The organism is Luteimonas rhizosphaericola, assembly GCF_029888045.1.
GTDB classification, from domain to species: domain Bacteria; phylum Pseudomonadota; class Gammaproteobacteria; order Xanthomonadales; family Xanthomonadaceae; genus Luteimonas; species Luteimonas rhizosphaericola.
Genome location: NZ_JARXRN010000021.1, coordinates 471,595 through 491,185, shown reverse-complemented (window position 1 = coordinate 491,185; position 19,591 = coordinate 471,595). Strand labels below are relative to the sequence as shown.

General features: G+C 71.8%; 18 protein-coding genes. 12 read left to right on the top strand and 6 right to left on the bottom strand.

Annotation, left to right across the window (positions count from 1 at the left end):
- Positions 1–12: 12 nt before the first annotated feature.
- From QFW80_RS08595 to mdoH, 4 genes are all read left to right on the top strand, one after another.
- Positions 13–1,602 carry a serine hydrolase gene (locus QFW80_RS08595; protein ID WP_280601279.1) on the top strand — a complete coding sequence of 530 codons (1,590 nt, stop codon included), beginning with the start codon at positions 13–15 and terminating at the stop codon, positions 1,600–1,602.
- 133 nt (positions 1,603–1,735) lie between these two features.
- Positions 1,736–3,775 carry a M3 family metallopeptidase gene (locus QFW80_RS08590; protein WP_280601277.1) on the top strand — a complete coding sequence of 680 codons (2,040 nt, stop codon included), beginning with the start codon at positions 1,736–1,738 and terminating at the stop codon, positions 3,773–3,775.
- A 117-nt stretch (positions 3,776–3,892) separates the two neighbouring features.
- The gene (locus tag QFW80_RS08585; protein WP_280601275.1) at positions 3,893–5,395 is read left to right on the top strand and encodes an OpgD/OpgG family glucan biosynthesis protein; all 1,503 of its coding nucleotides are present in this window, start codon (positions 3,893–3,895) and stop codon (positions 5,393–5,395) included.
- Positions 5,392–7,314: a glucans biosynthesis glucosyltransferase MdoH gene (gene mdoH, locus QFW80_RS08580; RefSeq protein WP_280601273.1), complete on the top strand. Its 1,923-nt coding sequence runs from the start codon at positions 5,392–5,394 to the stop codon at positions 7,312–7,314. Before QFW80_RS08585 ends, mdoH begins: the two co-directional genes overlap by 4 nt.
- A gap of 112 nt (positions 7,315–7,426) precedes the next feature.
- On the opposite strand, the gene sctT is transcribed toward mdoH, so the two are convergent.
- Genes sctT through QFW80_RS08550 form a run of 6 tightly spaced genes read right to left on the bottom strand, consistent with a single transcriptional unit; the run spans position 7,427 to position 12,339 of the window.
- Positions 7,427–8,215, bottom strand: coding sequence for a type III secretion system export apparatus subunit SctT (gene sctT, locus QFW80_RS08575; protein ID WP_280601272.1), 789 nt, complete (start codon positions 8,213–8,215; stop codon positions 7,427–7,429).
- The gene (gene sctS, locus QFW80_RS08570) at positions 8,215–8,481 is read right to left on the bottom strand and encodes a type III secretion system export apparatus subunit SctS (protein ID WP_280578834.1); all 267 of its coding nucleotides are present in this window, start codon (positions 8,479–8,481) and stop codon (positions 8,215–8,217) included. Before sctS ends, sctT begins: the two co-directional genes overlap by 1 nt.
- Position 8,482: 1 nt before the next feature.
- Positions 8,483–9,505, bottom strand: coding sequence for an EscR/YscR/HrcR family type III secretion system export apparatus protein (locus tag QFW80_RS08565; protein ID WP_280601271.1), 1,023 nt, complete (start codon positions 9,503–9,505; stop codon positions 8,483–8,485).
- Between the two features lie 40 nt (positions 9,506–9,545).
- Positions 9,546–10,667, bottom strand: a complete 1,122-nt coding sequence (sctQ, locus tag QFW80_RS08560) for a type III secretion system cytoplasmic ring protein SctQ (protein ID WP_280601269.1) — start codon at positions 10,665–10,667, stop codon at positions 9,546–9,548.
- Complete coding sequence (locus QFW80_RS08555) at positions 10,660–11,256, bottom strand: response regulator transcription factor (protein WP_280601268.1); 597 nt, start codon at positions 11,254–11,256, stop codon at positions 10,660–10,662. The genes sctQ and QFW80_RS08555 overlap by 8 nt, the downstream gene beginning before the upstream one ends.
- A 3-nt stretch (positions 11,257–11,259) precedes the next feature.
- Positions 11,260–12,339, bottom strand: coding sequence for a sensor histidine kinase (locus QFW80_RS08550; RefSeq protein WP_280601267.1), 1,080 nt, complete (start codon positions 12,337–12,339; stop codon positions 11,260–11,262).
- Between the two features lie 126 nt (positions 12,340–12,465).
- On the opposite strand from QFW80_RS08550, the gene QFW80_RS08545 reads away from it, so the two are divergent.
- From QFW80_RS08545 to QFW80_RS08510, 8 genes are all read left to right on the top strand, one after another.
- On the top strand, positions 12,466–12,912 hold the full coding sequence (locus tag QFW80_RS08545) for a flagellar biosynthetic protein FliO (protein ID WP_280601266.1): 447 nt from the start codon (positions 12,466–12,468) through the stop codon (positions 12,910–12,912).
- Positions 12,913–13,076: 164 nt separating this feature from the next.
- Positions 13,077–15,134: an FHIPEP family type III secretion protein gene (locus tag QFW80_RS08540; protein WP_280601265.1), complete on the top strand. Its 2,058-nt coding sequence runs from the start codon at positions 13,077–13,079 to the stop codon at positions 15,132–15,134.
- Between the two features lie 65 nt (positions 15,135–15,199).
- Positions 15,200–16,465, top strand: coding sequence for an FHA domain-containing protein (locus tag QFW80_RS08535; RefSeq protein ID WP_280601264.1), 1,266 nt, complete (start codon positions 15,200–15,202; stop codon positions 16,463–16,465).
- Positions 16,466–16,601: 136 nt separating this feature from the next.
- Positions 16,602–16,937, top strand: a complete 336-nt coding sequence (locus QFW80_RS08530) for a hypothetical protein (RefSeq protein ID WP_280601263.1) — start codon at positions 16,602–16,604, stop codon at positions 16,935–16,937.
- 96 nt (positions 16,938–17,033) lie between these two features.
- Positions 17,034–17,447 (top strand): hypothetical protein, encoded by a 414-nt coding sequence (locus QFW80_RS08525; protein ID WP_280601262.1) that lies wholly within the window; start codon positions 17,034–17,036, stop codon positions 17,445–17,447.
- A 20-nt stretch (positions 17,448–17,467) separates the two neighbouring features.
- A complete protein-coding gene (gene sctJ / locus QFW80_RS08520) occupies positions 17,468–18,265 on the top strand; it encodes a type III secretion system inner membrane ring lipoprotein SctJ (RefSeq protein WP_280601261.1) in 798 nt (265 codons plus the stop codon).
- Positions 18,243–18,905, top strand: a complete 663-nt coding sequence (locus tag QFW80_RS08515; RefSeq protein WP_280601260.1) for a hypothetical protein — start codon at positions 18,243–18,245, stop codon at positions 18,903–18,905. Before sctJ ends, QFW80_RS08515 begins: the two co-directional genes overlap by 23 nt.
- Positions 18,895–19,581: a FliH/SctL family protein gene (locus QFW80_RS08510; protein ID WP_280601259.1), complete on the top strand. Its 687-nt coding sequence runs from the start codon at positions 18,895–18,897 to the stop codon at positions 19,579–19,581. The genes QFW80_RS08515 and QFW80_RS08510 overlap by 11 nt, the downstream gene beginning before the upstream one ends.
- Positions 19,582–19,591 lie beyond the last annotated feature (10 nt).

Below are 19,591 nucleotides of genomic sequence, written 5' to 3'. Positions count from 1 at the left end.
GAGACTGTCCCGATGCGCATTCCATTGGCCCTGACCTGCCTGCTGGCGCTGGCGATCCTCGCGGCGCCCGCCGCCGCCGCGCCGCCCGAGGGCTTCGATGCGCGCGTCGAAGCCGCGATGCGCAGCCGCGACGTGCCCGGAATGGCGATCGCGATCGTCGAGGACGGCCGCATCGTGCACGCGAAAGGCTACGGCGTGCGCCGGCTCGGCGGCAGCGAGCCGGTCGACGCCGACACGATCTTTCCCACCGGCTCGACCGGCAAGGCGGTCACCGCCGCCGCGCTGGCGATCCTGGTCGACGACCGCAAGCTCGGCTGGGACGACCGGGTGATCGACCACCTGCCCGAATTCCGCATGTCCGACGCCTGGGTCACGCGCGAGATGACCGTGCGCGACCTGCTGGTGCATCGCAGCGGGCTGGGGCTGGGCGCGGGCGACCTGCTGTTCATCCCGCGCACCTCGCGCAGCCGCGCCGACATCGTGCGCGCGCTGCGCCACATCGAACCGGCGACCAGCTTCCGCAGCGGCTACGCCTACGACAACATCCTCTACATCGTCGCCGGCGAGCTGGTGGAAGCAGTGAGCGGGCAGTCGTGGGAGTCGTTCGTCGAGCAGCGCATCTTCGCGCCGCTGGGCATGGCCACCGCCGTGAGCCGCGAGGACCGCCGCTTCGCCACCGCCAACCGCGCGCAACCGCACGCGCGCCTGCATCCGCAGCTGCGCGGGCTGGGCGAGCAGCAGCTGCTGCCCGAGCGCGAGGGGCTGGGCCAGGTCGGCGCGCCGGCGGGCGGGCTGTCCTGGAGCGCGAACGACTTCGCCCGCTGGCTGCAGGTGCAGCTCGCGCTCGGCGCGCGGCCCGACGGCGACGGCCGGCTGTGGAGCGAGGCGACCGCGCGCGAGATGTGGACGCCGCAGGTGCCGGTGCCGGTCCGGCAGTACCCGGCGCCGATCGACGCGCTCACGCCGCAGTTCTCCAGCTACGCGCTGGGCTGGAACGTGCAGGACTATCGCGGCGTGCGCACCGTGCAGCACGGCGGCGCGGTGTTCGGCGTGCTCGCCTTCGTGGTGCTGGTGCCCGAGCGCAACCTCGGCATCGCGCTGCAGATCAACGCCGAGGACGTCGACGTGATCCGCGGCCTGGGCCAGGAACTGCTGGATCACTACCTCGGCTTCGAGCACAAGGACTGGGTGGCGGCGTTCGGGCAGTGGAACCAGGCGCGTCTGCAGGGCGGGCTGGCCGCGCTGGAGGCGGCAGGCGACGCGCGGCGCAACACGACCTCGCGACCGTCGCTGCCGCCGGCCGGCTACGCCGGTACCTATGCCGACCCCTGGTACGGCCCGATGACGATCGCCACCCGCGGCCGCGACCTGCGGATCGATTTCACCCGCACGCCGGGCATGACCGGCACGCTGCGCCACTGGCAGTACGACACCTTCCGCGCGGACTGGGACGACGCCTCGATCGAGCCGGCCTTCGTCACCTTCGCGCTCGACGCCGACGGCAGGGTGGCGCGGATCACGATGAAGGCGGTCTCGCCGCTGGCGGATTTCAGCTACGACTACCACGACCTGCGGTTCGTGCCGCAGGCCGCCACCGAGTGAGTGGGGGTGTGTCCGCCGCGCCGCCGGGGAGGGCGGCGCGGCGGGCCATGGGTCGGTGACATCGCCGGCCCGGTCTTGATCCGGGCGGGCCCGGCACCCACGTCAGTGGCTCCGCCCCCTCGATGCCGCGCCGATGACCGACAACCCGCTGCTGGACTTCTCCGGCCTGCCCCGCTTCGACGCGATCCGGCCCGAACATGTCGCCCCCGCGATCGCGCAGCTGCTGGACGACGCGTCGGCGGCGGTGCGCGCGGCCGAGACCGTGGCGCCGGTGGACTGGGAGCGTTTCGTCCTGCCGCTGGACGAGGCCACCAGCCGGCTCGGGCGCGCATGGGCCCAGGTGGCCCACCTGGAGGCGGTCGCGAGCACGCCGGCGCTGCGCACGGCCTACAACGAGACGCTGCCGGCGGTGACGCGCTTCTGGAGCGCGCTGGGCCAGAACGAGGTGCTGTTCGCGCAGTACCAGCGGCTGGCGGATGGGCCGGCGTTCGCGGGTCATGGCGATGCCCGTCGCAAGGTGGTGGAGAACGCCCTGCGCGATTTCCGCCTGGGCGGCGCCGAACTGCCGGAGGCGGACAAGGCCCGCCATGCGGCGATCCGCGAGGAGCTTTCGGCCCTGTCGGCGAAGTATTCGCAGAACGTGCTCGATGCCACCGATGCCTTCGCCCTGTACATCGAGGACGAATCGCGCCTGGCCGGATTGCCGGCGGACGTGGTCGCCGCCTGCCGTGCCGCCGCGCAGCGCGAGGGGCGCGCGGGCTGGAAGCTCGGCCTGCAGATGCCGGTCTACCTGCCGGTGCAGGCCTATGCCGACGACCGCGAGCTGCGCGCGACCCTCTATCGCGCCAACGCCGTGCGCGCCTCCGAACTCGGCGACGATCCCGCGCTCGACAACAGCGCGCTGATCGACCGCATCCTGGCCCTGCGCGCCGAACTCGCGGCGCTGCTCGGCTTTCCGAGCTACGCGCACTATTCGCTGGCCACGAAGATGGCCGACACGCCCGAAGACGTGCTCGGCTTCCTGCGCGACCTGGCGGCGCGCGCGAAGCCCCACGCGCGCCAGGACCGCGCCGAGCTGGAAGCGTTCGCGCAGCAGTCGCTCGGGCTCGACGCGCTCGAGGCCTGGGACGTGGGCTACGCCAGCGAGAAGCTGCGCCAGTCGCGCTACAGCTACTCGGCACAGGAAGTGAAGCGGTATTTCACCGAGCCCAGGGTGCTGGAGGGACTGTTCGGCCTGATCCACGACCTGTACGGGGTGCGGGTGGAGCCCGACCAGGCGCCGGTCTGGCACGAGGACGTGCGCTTCTACCGCATCGTCGACCGCGACGGCGCGCTGGTGGGCCAGTTCTACCTCGACCTGTACGCGCGCGAAGGCAAGCGCGGCGGCGCCTGGATGGACGACTGCCGCAACCGCCGCGACCGCGGCGACCGGGTGCAGACGCCGGTGGTGCACCTGGTGTGCAACTTCGGCCGTGGCGTGGACGGGAACCCGGCCACGTTCACCCATGCCGAGGTGACCACGCTGTTCCACGAAATGGGTCACGGGCTGCACCAGCTGCTCACCCGCGTGGGCGAGCCGGGGGTGTCCGGCATCGACGGCGTCGAATGGGACGCGGTGGAGCTGCCGAGCCAGTTCATGGAGAACTTCTGCTGGGAATGGGCGCGGGTCGAGGCCATGACCGCGCACGTGGACACCGGCGCGCCACTGCCGCGCGCGCTGTTCGACGCGATGGTGGCGGCGAAGAACTTCCAGAGCGGCATGTTCACCGTGCGCCAGCTGGAGTTCGCGCTGTTCGACATGGCCCTGCACCAGGACGCGGGGAGCAATCGCGAACCGGTGCAGTCGCTGCTCGACCGCGTGCGCGACGAGGTGGCGGTCAACGTGCAGCCGCCGTGGAACCGGTTCCAGCACCAGTTCACCCACGTCTTCGCCGGCGGCTATGCGGCCGGCTACTACAGCTACAAGTGGGCCGAGGTGCTGAGCGCCGACGCGTACGCCGCGTTCGAGGAAGCGCCGGACCAGGTGGCGCAGACCGGTGCGCGCTTCCGCCACGAGGTGCTGGCGCGCGGCGGCAGCCGGCCGGCGGCCGAGAACTTCCGCGCCTTCCGCGGACGCGCGCCGCGGATCGATGCGCTGCTGCGCCACTCCGGCATGGCTGGCGCGGTATCCTGACGCCGCCTTGACGCGCGGTTAAGCGGCCGTCCGTCTAATGGGCGCCGCTTTTTCCCCACCCGCCGTCACTGCGAGGTTGCCTTGCGACGCCGACACCTGATTGCGGCCGGCGCGTCGATGCCGTTGATGCTCGCGCTGCCCGGCCTCGCGGCCGTGCGCGCGGCCACGGGCGATGCGTCCACGCCGTTCGACGACGACACCGTGCCCGCGCTGGCGCGCGATCTCGCCACGCGCGCCTACGTGCCGCCCTCGCGCACGCTGCCGGCGGCGCTGGACGCGATCGACTACGACCAGTTCCGCGACTACCGCTTCCGCGGCGAGCATGCGCTATGGCGCGACGGCGGCGCGCCGTTCCAGGTGCAGCTGTTCCACCGCGGCTTCATCTTCAAGGACCGGGTCGACCTGCATGTGGTCGAGGACGGGCGCGCGGCACCGCTGCCGTACCGTCGCGAGCGCTTCGATTTCGGCCCGCAGGTCCCCCCGCCGGACGATCCGCAGCTGGGACACGCCGGCTTCCGCCTGCACGCGCCGGTCAACAGCCCCGACTACTTCGACGAACTGTGCGTGTTCCTGGGCGCGAGCTATTTCCGCGCGGTGGCGCGCGGGCTGGTCTACGGCCTCTCGGCGCGCGGGCTGGCGCTGGGCAGCGGCGAGCCGGGGCCGGAGGAGTTCCCGCTGTTCCGCGCGTTCTGGCTCGAGCGCCCGGCGCCGGGCGCGGACCACGCCGTCGTGCACGCGCTGCTCGATGCGCCGAGCGTCGCCGGTGCCTACCGCTTCGTGCTGCGGCCCGCGGGAGAGGAAACCGTGATGGACGTCGACGCGCGCCTGTATCCGCGCGTGGCGCTGCGCAACGCCGGCATCGCCCCGCTGACGAGCATGTTCGAGTTCGATCCCGGCGACCGCGTCGGCGTCGACGACTTCCGTCCCGCGGTGCACGACTCCGACGGCCTGGCGATGCTCAACGGCCGCGGCGAACAGGTCTGGCGCCCGCTGCGCAATCCGGCGCAGGTCGACCACAGCGGGTTCCAGGACGAACATCCACGCGGTTTCGGGCTGATGCAGCGCAAGCGCGAGTTCGCCGATTTCCAGGACGCGGAAGCCTCGTACGAGAAGCGGCCCAGCGCCTGGGTCGAGCCGGTGGGCGACTGGGGCGCCGGCGAGGTGCACCTGGTGGAGCTGCCGACCGGCAACGAGTTCGCCGACAACATCGTCGCGTTCTGGCGACCGCGCGAACCGCTGGCCGCCGGGCGCGAGCACCGCTTCGGCTACCGCCTGCACTGGTGCCGCGACCACGCCTGGCTGCCGGGTCTGGCCCGCGTGGCCGCGACCCGCAGCGGCGAAGGCGACGGCGACGGCGTGCGTCCGCGCCAGTTCGTGGTCGACCTGGAGGGCGAGGCGCTGTCGGCGTTGCCGGCCGATGCGCAGGTGCGGGTCGAGGCCAGCGCCTCGGCGGGCGAACTGCGCAACCCGGTCGCCTATCGCCTGGCGGCGAACGGCCGCTGGCGCATGAGTTTCGAACTGTTCCCGGGCGAGGCGGACGTGGTCGAACTCCGGGCGCGGCTGCTCGATGCGGCCGGCGCGCCGCTGTCGGAGACCTGGCTGTGGCGGTGGCCGGCGTGAGCGAACCGCGCGCGGGGGCTGTGGCACCGCTCGATCCTTCCACCGATGCCCCCTGGCTGCCGCCCGACGCACCGCTGGACATGCCGGTGCAGGCGCTGCACGCCGGCCGGCTCGCGAACCGGCGCCTGCCGACCACGCCGCCGGGCATCGGATGGCGCCGGCTGTTCGTGTTCGGCGGCACGGCCGCGCTGACCCTGGTCGCGGCCTACCAGATGTGGTGGCTGATGCGCAGCGGCGACGTGCGCGTGCTGGAGGGCGTGCTGCTGGTGCTGTTCGTGCTGCTGTTCGCCTGGATCGCGATGTCGTTCATGGGCGCGCTGGCGGGATTCGCGCGCGTGGTCGCGCGGCGGCCGCTGCGCCTGGGCCTGGACACGGGCGGTCCGCTGCCGGAGCTGTCCACGCGCACCGCGTTGCTGGTGCCGGTCTACAACGAGGACCCGCAGCGCACCTTCGCCGGCGTGCGGGCGATCCTCGAGTCGGTGGTCGCCACCGGGCAGGGCGACCGCTTCGACTGCTTCATCCTCAGCGACACGCGCAAGGCCGACATCGCCGCGGCCGAGGTGCAGGCCTTCGGCACCCTGCGCGCGCAGCTGGCAGGCCGCATCGGCGTGTACTACCGCCGCCGCGACGACAACCGCGAGCGCAAGGCCGGCAACATCGCCGGCTGGGTGCGCCGCTTCGGCGGTGCGTACGCGCACATGCTGATCCTCGACGCCGACAGCCTGATGAGCGGCGCCACGATCGTCCGCCTCTCCGGCGCGATGGAGCGGCACCCGGACCTCGCCCTGGTGCAGACCCTGCCGGTGGTGGTCAACGGCAGCACCATCTTTGCGCGCATGCAGCAGTTCTCCGGGCGCGTGTACGGCCCGGTGGTCGCGCACGGCGTGGCGTGGTGGCACGGCGCGGAGAGCAACTACTGGGGCCACAACGCCATGATCCGCACCCGCGCGTTCGCCGAATGCGCGGGGCTGCCGGAACTGGGCGGGCGCGAGCCGTTCGGCGGCACCGTGCTGAGCCACGACTTCGTCGAGGCCGCGCTGATGCGGCGCGGCGGCTGGGCGCTGCACATGGAGCCCGGGCTGGACGGCAGCTACGAGGAAGGCCCGCCGTCGCTGACCGACATGCTGGTACGCGACCGTCGCTGGTGCCAGGGCAACCTGCAGCATGCGATGGTGCTGCCCGCGCGCGGGCTGCACTGGATCAGCCGCACCCACCTGCTGGTCGGCATCGGCCACTACTTCACCGCGCCGATGTGGGCGATGCTGATGCTGGTGGGCCTGGCGATCCCGCTGGAAGCCGCGAATGCCGAGCCCGACGGCGGCGGCCGCTACTCGCCGCTGAGCTACTGGCGCGAGGCCGACCCCGAGCGTTTCCTGTGGGTGTTCGCGCTGACCATGGGGCTGCTGTTCGCGCCCAAGCTGCTCGGCCTGCTGGCCACGCTGCTCGACCGCGCCACCCGGCGCGCCTGCGGCGGCACGCTGCGGCTGCTGGCCGGCGCGCTGCTGGAAACCGTGCTCGCCGCGCTGATGGCGCCGGTGACCATGTACCTGCAGTCGCGCGGCGTGGCCGAAGTGCTGGCCGGCAAGGACTCGGGCTGGGACGCGCAACGCCGCGACGACGGCAGCCTGCCGCTGTCGGCGCTGGTGGCGCGCTACGGTGGCCTGACGTTGTTCGGGATCGGCGCGGGTATCGTGGCGTACCTGGTCTCGCCCGGACTGGCCGCGTGGATGTCGCCGGTGATCGCGGGCCTGGTGCTCTCGATCCCGGTGGTGGCGCTGACGTCGGCGCGTTCCCCGGGCGAATGGCTGCGGCGCACGGGCGTGTTCGCCACGCCCGAGGAAACCACGCCGCCGGAGATCCTGGCGCGCGCGGACGGCTACCGGCATCCCGAGTCCGTCGAGCGGCCGGCTCAGGCGTAGTGGCGCGGACCGCGGCGCCGGTGCGTCGGGGTGCGCCTGCACGCGGAGGGGAAGGACATCGCGCGCTGGCGACGTGGCGCGCCAATGGCGACGGTGTGGGCCGGTCGGGCCGCTAACTCCCGAACGTCCGCCGCAGCATCTCCACCAGCCCCTGGCTGTCGCCCAGCCGCCGCACCAGCACCTCGACGTACACGCCCAGCAGCAGCAGGATGATCCCGGTCGCCGCCCAGGCCTTGAGCGGCAGCGTCAGCGCGAACACGTTGAGCTGCGGCGCGTAGCGGTTCACCAGGCCGAAGGACAGGTCGACGATCAGCAGGATCACCATCACCGGCGCGGCCAGCACCAGCATCGTGGTCATGAAGTAGCTGAAGTGGCCCACGAACAGGTTCATGCCCGAGGCCGGCAGGTTGGGGAAGAACGAGGTCGGCGGCCAGATCGCGTAGCTGCCCAGCAACAGGTCGAGGAAGATCAGGAACGCGCCGCTGGCCATGAACACCCAGGCCGCGAAATGCGACAGGAACTCGCTGTGCAGCGAGGTCTGGTGGCCCTGGATCGGATCGAACACTACCGCCATCGACATGCCCACCTGGGTGTCGATCACGTTGCCCGCCGCGGCGATCGCCCAGAACACGATGCCGAAGCAGAAGCCGATCGCGATCCCGATGAACAGCTCCTTGACCACCAGCGCCGGCCACGAGAGCGTGCTCATCGTGCCCGGCGGCGCGGTGGTCACCACGATCGGCAGGGCTACGATCGCCAGGCTCACCAGGAAGCTGTTGCGCACCATCGCCGGCATGTTCTGCGGGCTGATCAGCGGCAGCATGATGAACGCGCCGACGATCCGCGGCAGGGTCAGCCCCAGCGCCAGCAGCGCGGTTTCCGCGGACGAGAAGATTTCCATCAGCGCCGGATCAGCGACGGGAACTCGATGAAGATCCGGTTCGAATAGGTGTACAGCGTGCCGCCGATCATCGCTCCGGTGACGAACAGCGCCAGCACGATGGCGACGAACTTCAGCGCGTAGGCGAAGGTCTGCTCCTGGATCTGGGTGGCGGCCTGCAGGAACGCGACCACCAGGCCGACGATCGCCGCCGCCGCGATCGGCGGCCCCGACAGCATCAGTACCAGCCACAGCGCCTGGCGGGTGAGTTCGAGGGTCTCGCCCATGTCAGCCCCCGGGCGTGTAGGTGAGCACGAGTCCGTGCACCAGCTTGGCCCAGCCGTCGATCAGCACGAACAGCAGCAGCTTGAACGGCAGCGAGACGGTGGTGGGCGACATCATCATCATCCCCAGCGCGAGCAGGATGTTGGCCACCACCAGGTCGATGATCAGGAACGGCAGGAAGATCAGGAAGCCGATCTGGAACGCGGCGGTCAGCTCGCTCACGGTGAACGCCGGGACCACGACGATGAAGTCGTCCACGCTGAGGTCGTTGCGGCGCGATTCGGGCAGCAGGCTGCGCGCGCTGCGCAGGAAGAAGCCGCGCTCGGCGTCGTTCGAGTGCTCGATCAGGAACGTGCGCAGCGGCTCCTTGCCGGCCTCGAACATGGCCAGCAGGCGCGCGCCGTCGGTGCCGGCAGCCACCGGCGGGCTCGACTGCGCCGGCGCCGGCACCACGATCTCGGCCTGCGCGCCGTCGCCGCCCTCCGCAGTTTCGCCGGTGGTGACGTTGCGGAACAGCGGGCCGGGCTCGGACGCCGCGCGCGCGGTTTCCGCTTCGGATTCGGCACGCAGGGCGTCGGCCGCGGCCGGGCTCGCCGGCGGCGGCTCCGCACCCTGCGCGAGCGGGCCGGCCGGCGCCGCGGCGGATGCACCACCGTCCGCACCCGGCGCCTGCGCCCGCTGCGCGGCGCGTTCGGCCTGCGCCCGGGCGCGCGCGGCCTGCTCGCGTTCGCGCCGGTCCACCTGCGCCTGCACCTCGGCCGGTACCGGCCGCCCCTGCTGGTGGGCGGTCACCGCTTCGTAGGTCTGCAGGATCACCGGATACATCACGTAGATCGACAGCACGATCGCCAGGCCGTTGATGACCACGTTCGGCGGCACCTGCTGCAGCCCCAGCGCATTGCGCAGCAGGCTCAGCACCACCACGATCTTGGTGAACGAGGTCACCATCACCGCGACGAAGGGCGCCAGCGCCAGCGCGACGATGACGACCAGTACCAGGGCGGGGGAATAGCTGCTCAGGTCCATGCAGGCTCCGGGGCGCGGCGGGAGGGGCGGGGGCGGGTGCTCAGGTCCACGACAGCAGGCGCACGCCGAGCGTGTCGCCGACCGCGACCAGTTCGCCCTGGCCCACGGCCTGGCCGTTGGCGCGGATGGTCACGTTCATGCCCTCCACCGGCGCAGCCAGCGGGAAGACATAGCCGGGCTGCAGCGCCGAGAGCTCGCCGATGCGCAGCTCGCTGCGGCCGAGTTCGAACGCGATGTCGACCGGCAGCCGCCGCGCGAGCGCGTCGCCGTCCGGTGCCGCCGCCGGGTTGCCGTCGTCCTGGGGGGTGTCGCTCATGGGGGAAGCCTCCTGCACAGCACTGGGTAGGGGAGCGGGCGGGCCGTCGATGCGCCAGCCGCCGGATTCGGGAGCGATCGGCCAGGCAAGGCCGGCGGCGCAGGCCTGCGCGCGCGGTGGACGGCTCTGGCGGCCAGCGACCAGCACGTCGCCCGGACGCAGCCGCGACCAGTCGGCCCAGGGCAGCGGCGGGATCCGCCACAGCACCGAGACGGTGGTGCCCAGTTCGCGCCAGCGCGCCGGCAGCGGCACGGGATCGTCGTAGGGTGGATCGGCGCGTTCGAGCAGGCGGTCGGTCCACGCCGGCGGCGCGCGCAACGCGCCCTGCAGCGACGGCATGCGCGAGGCACCGTCGTCGCCGGGATCCTCGTCGACGATGAAGTCCAGCCAGAGCGCGTCGGCCTCCGCCGGAGCCGCGGCGTCCACGTCCACCTGCGGCGTGAGCACGACGCCGAAGGCGTCGCTCAGCCGCACCAGCGACGCCTCGTGCGCCAGGCTCCAGGCGAGCACGCGCGAACGGCCGCTGTAGTCGGTCCAGTGCACGGCGGCGTCGGTGTCGGGCGCCTGCAGACCGAGGCCGATGCGGGTGCCCTCCGCATCGAGTTCGAACGCCTGCGCCGGCGAGGCAGGGCGCCCGGGCATGAACTGGAGCACCCCGTTGCCCTGCAGGGTCCAGGTCTGCGGCGAGGCGAACAGGCCGCGCAGCGCAGCCGCCTGCGCCGGCGACAGCCGCGGCAGGCGGTCGCCGACCGCGCCCACCTGGCGCGCATCGGGTTGGGAAGAGGGCGCCTGCGCGGGGACGCGGGGTGCGCCCTTGCGTGACGTCTTGCCGGAACGGTCAGCCATGGCCCAGTGCCACCTTCATCAGTTCGGGCAGCGAGCGCACGCCCAGTTTGGACATCATGTTCGCGCGGTGCAGTTCCACGGTCTTGATGCTGATGCCGAGGATGTCGGCGATGATCTTGTTCGGCTTGCTCGCCACCACCAGGTCGAGCACCTGGCGCTCGCGCGGGCTCAGCTTCTCCAGCGCCTCGTTGCGCATCTGCGCCGGCAGCCGGCGGCTGGCGAAGGCCGCCTCGATCGCGTGCAGCAGCGCATCGTCGGTGAACGGCTTCTCGAGGAAATTGGTGGCGCCCTTGCGCATCGCCTCCACCGCGAGCGGCACGTCGCCGTGCGCGGTGACGAACACCAGCGGCAGGCGGATCCCGCGCCGGAGCATCTCGTCCTGCAGCTGCAGGCCGCTCATCTGCGGCATGCGGATGTCGGAGACCAGGCATTCGTCGCGCGCACCGTGGCGGTCGGCCTCGTAGGCGGCCAGGAACGCGGCGCCGGAGGCGAACGGCCGCGGCTCAAAGCCGGCCGTTTCCAGCAGCCACGCGGTGGACTCGCGGAAGGGATCGTTGTCGTCGACCAGGTAGATGCGTGCGGATGCCATTCCCTACAGCCTCCCTTCCGCGCGCGGCAGCGTGAACGCGAATACGCTGCCGCCGCCGGTCCTGGGTTCGAAGAACAATCGACCCTCATGGTATTCGATGATCGAGCGGCAGATGGCCAGGCCGATGCCCAGGCCATCGGACTTGGTGGTGAAGAAGGGCGAGAACAGTTGTTCGCTTTCGGCCGGGCCGAGCCCGCCGCCGCGGTCGAGCACCCGCACCTCGATCTCATCGTCGAGGTTCACGCGGCCCTCGATACGCAGTTCGCGCTGCGGCGCCGGCACCTCGCGCATCGCCTCGATCGCGTTCTTGACCAGGTTGAGCAGCACCTGCTCCACCATCACCCGGTCGGCGTAGACCGCCGGCAGCGACGGCGATAGCGCCAGGTCGATGCGCAGCTGCTGGCGCTCGGCCTCCAGCCGCAGCAGCTCCAGCACCGTGTGCGCGATCACGCCGACCTCCTGCGCATCGCGCCGCGGCTCGCGTGCGCGCACGAATTCGCGCACGCGCGCGATCACGGCGCTGGCGTGCTCGGCCTGGGTGCGCGCGGCCACCAGTGCCCGCTCCACCTGCGCCGGGCCGCCGGCCTGGCCCACCAGGCGCAGGCTGCCGTTGAGGTAGTTCACGATCGCCGCCAGCGGCTGGTTGAGTTCGTGCGCGAGGGTGGCCGCCATTTCGCCCACCGACATCAGCCGCGAGGTGAACAGCAGCTTCTCCTGCCGGTGCTTGTGGGTATCCAGCGCCTCCAGCCGGGCGCTGATGTCGACCGCGGTGAGCAGGTCGAACGCCTGTCCGTCCGCCGCCAGCGGCCTCCAGTGCAGCGCGTACCAGTGGCCGCTGTGCGGCGCGCGCGCTTCGGCGCCGTCCGCGTCCGGGGCCACGCCCAGCGCGCTCGCCAGCTGCTGCCGGTCGCGATGCCCGGGCAGGGCGGCGAAGGCGTCCTGGAAGCCGTGGTTGGCAGCCGCCAGCGCGCCATCGGCGCGGGAGAATGCCGCGCAGGCGAACGGGATCGCATCCAGGATCGCGCCGAGTCCGGGAGCGGCCGCGCCCGCGGTGGCACCGGGGCGCGCGGCACGCGGACTCACGCGGCCGGTCTCCTGCCGCCCGCAGCGCGCCGCGCCGCGCCGACACGCGGCCAACGCGGTTGCCTGCTAGGGTATGCGGCCCCGATGCCGGTCCCGTCCGGCGTCCCCGCGCGATGAAGTCCGACGATGACGCCGAGCCGACGCCTGGTCACCCCGCTGCTGCTGTCGAGCCTGTCCCTGCCCGCGATCGCGACGCCCGTGGCGCCCGCTGGAGAAGGCGGGTCGTACGTGGGGGAACTGCTCGCGATCCTGTTGCCGCTTGCGTTCATCATCGTCTTCCTGCTGGTGCTGCTCCGTCTCCTGCGGCGCCGGTTCGGCCTGGCCGGCCCGGACGCGCCGCTGTCCGTCGTGCAGGTGCTGCCGGTGGGCCCGCGCGAACGCATCGTGGTGCTGCGGTCGCGCGCCGGCCGTGCCTTCGCCGTCGGAGTGAGCGCGAACGCAGTGACGCTGGTATCCACGCTCGACGACGATGATCTGGGGCCGGTGGCCCTCGACACCCTCGCCCGCCAGCACTCCGGCACCGCGAACGGCACGCCCGGCTTATTACAGCGGTTCAAGGTTAAACGATCGTGATGCGCGTCTAGTCTTTGCGTAGACAGCGCGTGATTGATGAACGAAACATCCTGTTGACGGACATATAACATCACGACGGGATATGGTCGCCCCGTCGCCGCATCGCACGCGGTACCAGTGCGGATGCGGGGGACCGGAACCCGCTCTCGACCACAGGGGCAAGGATGACGACGAACGTACGCGGCTGGCTGTCCTCACTGCTCGCGGCACCGGAAGGCTCCGCGCCGCGGCGCCGGGCCGGCTACAGCGACGTGATCCTCGCCTTCGGCGCGGTGCTGATCATCAGCGTGATGATCCTGCCGCTGCCGATGGTGGCGCTGGACACCCTGGTGGCGATCAACATCTCGATCGGGTTCGGCCTGCTGCTGCTGGGCATCTACATCCCCAACCCGGTCGCGTTCTCCAGCTTTCCCAGCGTCCTGCTGCTGACCACGCTGTTCCGGCTGGCGATCTCGATCGCGATCACCAAGTCGATCCTGCTGCATGCCGAAGGCGGTCACATCGTCGAAACCTTCGGCACGCTGGTGGCCGGCAACAACCTGGTGGTCGGCCTGGTGGTGTTCCTGATCATCACCGTGGTGCAGTTCATCGTGATCGCCAAGGGCGCCGAGCGCGTGGCCGAGGTCGCGGCCCGCTTCACCCTCGACGCGATGCCCGGCAAGCAGCTGTCGATCGATTCCGACCTGCGCTCGGGCCTGATCGACAAGGACGAGGCGCGCAAGAAGCGCCGCCTGCTGGAGACCGAGAGCCAGCTCCACGGCTCGCTCGATGGCGCGATGAAGTTCGTCAAGGGCGATGCGATCTGCGGCATCGTCATCATCCTGGTGAACCTGCTGGGCGGCCTGGCGATCGGCGTGCTGCAGAAGGACATGTCGCTGGCCCAGGCCACGCATACCTACAGCATCCTGACCATCGGCGACGGCCTGGTGTCGCAGATCCCCGCGATCCTGGCGACCATGGCCGCGGGCCTGGTGGTCACGCGCACGGCGGGCGAGATCGAGGATCGCCACCTCGGCGACGCCATCACCCGCCAGGTCGGCGCGCAGCCGCGGGTGGCGCTGATCACCGGGCTGCTGGCGATGCTGATGACCCTGGTGCCCGGCTTCCCGTGGCCGGTGTTCCTGGTGCTGGGCCTGGGCCTGCTCGGCTTCAGCGCCTGGCGCTACCGTCTGCAGTTCGAGACCCTGCGCAAGCTGTTCAAGGTCAGCGACGAGGAGATGGCCGCATCGCAGGTGCCGGAGGAAACCGACGACTTCGCGCCGCCGCCACCGCTGCTGCTGGAGCTGTCGCCGGCGCTGGCGACGGTGATCGGCCAGGAGCCGGTGCGCGCGCGCGTCGCCGGCGTCACGCGCCAGGTGCGCGACGAGTTCGGCGTGCCGCTGCCCACGCCGGTGGTGCGCGTGTCCGGCGCGTTGACCGAGGGCGAGTTCCGGCTCAGTGCGCACGGCGCGCGGGTCGCGTCCGGCCGCCTGCCGCGCGATGGCGCGTTCGAACCGCAGGCGCCCGGCGCGTCGCCGCAGCCGGGCTGGTTCCCGCCGCTGTCGGGACAATGGCGCGACGGCCCCGCGGCCGAGGGCGCGCTGGCGCCGCTGGACGTGCTGGTGTTGCACGTCGATGCCGCGCTGCGGCGCCGGCTCGGCAGTTTCCTGGGCATCCAGGAAACCTCCAACCTGTTCGGCAAGATGCAGCGCGACTACCCGGACCTGATCAAGGAGATGCTGCGCGTGGTGGCGCCGCAGCGCGTGGCCGACGTGCTGCGACGGCTGGCCGAGGAAGGCGTCCCGATCCGCAACCTGCGCGACGCGTTCGAAGCCATCACCGACGTCGGCAGCCGCGAGAAGGACGTCGTGCTGCTGACCGAGTACGTGCGCGTGGCGCTCAAGCGCGAGATCGCCGAGCGCTGGTCCGATGCCGAACGCCAGCTGCACGTGCTGCTGATCCATCCCGAACTCGAGGACAAGCTGCGCCAGTCGGTACGCGTGGCCGGCGGCGCCAGCCAGCTGGCGATCTCGCCCGAACTCGCCGCGCGGCTGGGCAGCGAGGTCCGCGCGCACCTGGCGCGTCAGGTGCCGGGCGTGCGCCCGGTGCTGCTGTGTTCGCTCGACGTGCGACGCCACCTGCGCAAGCTGCTGGAGGTGGATTTCTTCGACCTGCCGGTGCTTTCCTACCAGGAGCTCGCGCCTGACCTCCGGATCGTGCAGGCCGGACAGATCAATGCCTGACCGTCCCGCGCCACCGCCCGAACCACCCGTCCCGTGGGGTCCCCCGCCCGCAGGAGCCGAACCCGATGTCCATGCCCCCCGATCCACATACGACCGCCCCTCACGACGCGCCTGAAGGCGCCGCCGTCCTGCGCATCGTCGCCGGCCTGCATGCGGGCGCCAGCCGCCCGCTGTCGCGTCGCGAGATGGTGCTGGTCGGCAGCGGCGACGACTGCGACGTGGTCCTGGCCGACGCCGGCGTCGCCGCGCACCACGCGCTGGTGAACGTGGTCGACGGGCGCTTCCACCTGCGCGCGCTCGATGCGCCGCTGGAGCTGCCCGGGCGCACCCTGCACCCGGGCGATCCGGTGGAGGTCTCGCAGGTCCAGCGGATCGGCATCGGCGAGGCCGCGATCGCGTTCGGCCCCGTCGACGCGCCCGAATGGGTGGCGCTGGCGCCCGACTACGGGCTCGAGGCGCCGCCGCGCCGGCGCCCCGCCTTCACCAGCCGCTTGCCGATGATCGCGGGAATCGCGGTGCTGGCGCTGGCAGGCCTGGCGATCTTCGCCGCCTGGATGCCGGCCCCGCCGCCACCGGTCGACGTCGAGCAGCGGCTGCGCGAACTGGCGCGCGAGCATCGCGTCAGCGACGTGCGCATCACCCGTGACGTCGACGGCCACGCGGTGCTGGCCGGCACGGTCGACGATGCCGCTACCGCCGGGCGCCTGGACGCCCGCATCGCCAGCGAGGCGCTGCCGGCCAGCGTCAAGCTGCGCAGCGGCGAGGATCTCGCGGTGGACGTGGCCGAGGTGATGCGGACCGGCGGCTACCAGGTCCAGGCCGAATACCTGGGCGACAACAACGTCCGCGTCACCGGCCGGCTGGGCGGCGACGCCGAGGCGGTGCGCGAATTCATCCGCTCCCGGGCGATGGTCGAGACCGGCGTGAACATGGTCGAGCCGGTGGACCTGGACGAGGCGGTGGCGGATGCGACGGCCGATGCCAGCGCGATTCCGCAGACCCAGGCCCACATCGTCTCCGTGGTGCGCGGCGACGCGCCGTACGTCGAGACCGCCGACGGCGAGCGTTACCAGGTCGGGGACGCGATTCCCGGCTGGGGCGAGCTGATCTCGATCGGCGCGCACGCGCACGTGCTGCGTCCGGACGGCGCGCTCGCGAAGCTCAGGCCGTCGCCGGCACCGGCGCCGCCCGCGGACGATGCGCCGCCGGACGAGGCGCCGTCGCAGGGCGCCTCGTCGGGCACTGCGACCGCGCGACCCGCGCGTGGTGTTCAGCAACCTGAAACCGGCCCGGGCCTGAGTGCAGGCGCGCTCGAGCCCAACACGCCGTAGACATCGCCTGCGGTAAACCCTAGGTCACGATGCGCGGCCATGTTTATCCGGTAGAGTTCCGAGACGAGACACTCCGGACCCGTCCGTCCCGATCAACCTGCAAGGTCCGGTTCCTCCACGCACAAGGAGCACTGCGATGACGATTCCAACCGACGGCAACCTGATCAACCAGTACATCGGCGCGGCGACGTTCAACAACGGTCCCGGCACCAACGGGGTGCGCAGCGGCGGCGGCGCGGGCAGCGGCAGCAGCTGGTACGAAGCGATGTCGCGCGCGTGGGGTCAGACGCTCGATTCCCAGGCCTCGGAGATCACCCAGCTGTCCGACCAGATCGGCGCCGGCTCCGACCAGCCTTCGCAGATGGTGGCGCTGACCGCCGCCAGCCTGAAGATGCAGTTCATGTCCAACAACGCCGCGACCTCGCAGAACAGCGTGGCCGAGTCGTTGAACGCGGTCGCCCGCAAGCAGTAATCGTCGGCGGTCGGTGGATCGTGGCGCGCGCGGCCGCTTGTCGCCGCGCCGGGTCCGGTGGCGCCGCCATGGCGCCGGCAGCAGGGAGCGAATCACATGATCGATGCAATCCAGGTCGCCGCACTCGACGCGGCCGCCAATCCCGCCGCGGCACCGGTGCTGCAGCCGCAGGCCGCCGCGGTGGACGTGCGCGAATTCGCGCAGGCACTCGAGCGCACCGGCGCCCCGTCGAAGACGGCCAGCGCCGACGCCGCGGCGCCCGCGGCGCCGACAGGCGAGTCCGCCAGCGCGAAGATGATGGTCGACGCCTTCGACAGCCTCAACGGCACGGCCAAGAACATCGAGTCGCTGTCGCGGGCCATGTCCGCCAGCGCCACGGAGATGACGCCGGGGCAGATGCTCGAGATGACGATGCAGTGCCACCAGTTCCTGTTCCAGTCGCAGCTGACCTCGAACGTGGCCAACCGCACGTCCGACGGCGTGCAGCAGCTGTTCCGTCAGCAGTCCTGACCCCTGCCGGAGCCGGGACCATGAACACGAGCGATCGATTGCGGATGTCGGGCGCGCTGCGCGCGACGGGCCTCGCGCTGGCCTGCCTGCTGCTCGCGGCCTGCTCGAAGGTCACGCTGTACGGCGATCTCGAGGAGCGCCAGGCCAACGAGGTGTACGCGGCGCTGCTCGGTTCGGGCGTGAATGCCGAGAAGCGCACGTCGATCAGCAAGACCGGCTGGGAAATCCGGGTCGACAAGGGCGAGTTCTCGCAGGCCATGCAGGTGCTGCAGTCGCGCGGCCTGCCGCGCCAGCAGTACGTGTCCATGTGCGACGTGTTCAAGAAGGAAGGCATCGCCTCGTCTTCGGTCGAGGAGAACGCGCGCTACCTGTGCAGCCGCCAGCAGGAGCTGGCGCGCACGCTGGCCAGCTACCCCGGGGTGGTCGAGGCGCGGGTCCACATCGCCATGGCGCAGCGCGATCCGCTGGGTGGCGAGGCCGGCGATTCATCCGCCGCGGTGGTGATCTTCCAGCAGCCGGGCGCCAACCTCGAGAACATGCAGACCCGGATCAAGACGGTGGTCAAGGACGGCATCGAGGGGCTGAGCGACATCAACAAGGTGTCGGTGGAGTTCGTGCCGATGCCGGGCGCGCCGGTCAATGCGGCGCAGCCGCGCGCCAATACCGTGCCTGCCGCGCTGTCGGCGGCCAACGCGATGTCGATCGGCATCGGGCTCGGCGTGCTCGCGCTGCTTGCGCTGGTCTGGGCGGCATGGGGCAGGTTGCGCCAGCGTCGCGCGCCGCAGGCGGTCGACGGTGGCAGGCTCTGGAACGGTTGAGCCGGTGTCGCTGCAGTCGCTGCTCGCCGAGGTGCATCCGGCGTGGTTCGCCGATCCGTCGGCTCACGGGTTCGACGATGCGCTGATCGCACGCGCGCGAACGACTCCGCTCGGCAGGCGGCTGCTGGTGCGGTCGTTGCCGCAGGACCTGCTCGACGGGCTGCTGGCGCCGCGCCCGGGCGAACCGGCCTACGTCGCCGTGCCGAGGCGCTGGCCGCGCGCGCGCGTCGCCGCCCTGGTGCGCGATCTCGGCGTCCTGGCCTACGCGCCCCTGATCCGGGCGGAGGTCCGCCGCGAACCGGTGCGCTGGCTGCGCGCCACGCTCGGCAACAGCTATCTGCTCGCCCTCGACCGCACGGTGTGGGACGGACGCTTCGACGCCGCCACGCGCGCGCGACTGTCTTCGCAATGGGAGGCGCTGCTGGCCGAGCCCACGTTCGGGTCCGATCCCGCCCCGCTGGGCCGCCTGCTCGATCGACAGGGGCAGGCGGAACTGCAGGCCTGGGCGGGACGGCGCAACCGTGCGCTCGCCGACTGGGCGCGCCTGCTGCACCCGCCGGCCGATCCGCTGCCGACCCACGTGCCCGAGAAGGCGGTGCTGGTCGTCGCATCACACCACGAGGATCGCGATGCCGACTAGCCCGCGCCCGGCAACCGCCCCGACCGCTGCGCGCGACCACGCGCCCGCGAGCGGCGTGGCCGTGTTCGATCGTCGCGATGTCGGCCGGGCACTGGCCGCGCGCGTGGTGCCGGCCCAGTCCTGGGCTGCGCTCGACGAACTCGACGATCTGCTGGCCCGGGTCAATGCGCTCAGTGCGGAAGTGGAAGGCGAGGTCGCCCGCGCCCGCGAAATCGGGCAGGCGGAAGGCTTCGCCGAAGGCATCAAGCGCGCACAGCAGCAGATGACCGAGCAGCTGACCGCCCTGAACGAGCGCCGCGCCCGTGTCCTGGCCGACGCCGCCGGCCGCATCACCGAACTCGCCTGCGCGATCGTCAAGCGCGTGGCTCCCGGGTTCGATGCCGCCAGCGTGGTGCCGCCGCTGGTGATGCAGGCGGTTGAAGCGGCGCAGGCCGAACAGTTCCTGCTGATCCGCGTGCATCCAGGCGCCCGCGCCTCGGTGCAGGCGGGCCTGGGCGCGGTGCGCCAGGCGCATCCGGCGGTAGGCGTGATCGAACTGGTGGACGACGAAAGCCTGGATCCGTTGAGCTGCGTGGTGGTCTCCGAGGCAGGCGAGGTGCGCGCGGGCGTCGCCCAGCAGATTGAGGCGATCCGCGTCGCCCTGGCCGGCGCCAGCCAGGCGGGGGCGGCGTCGTGAACCTGCCCGG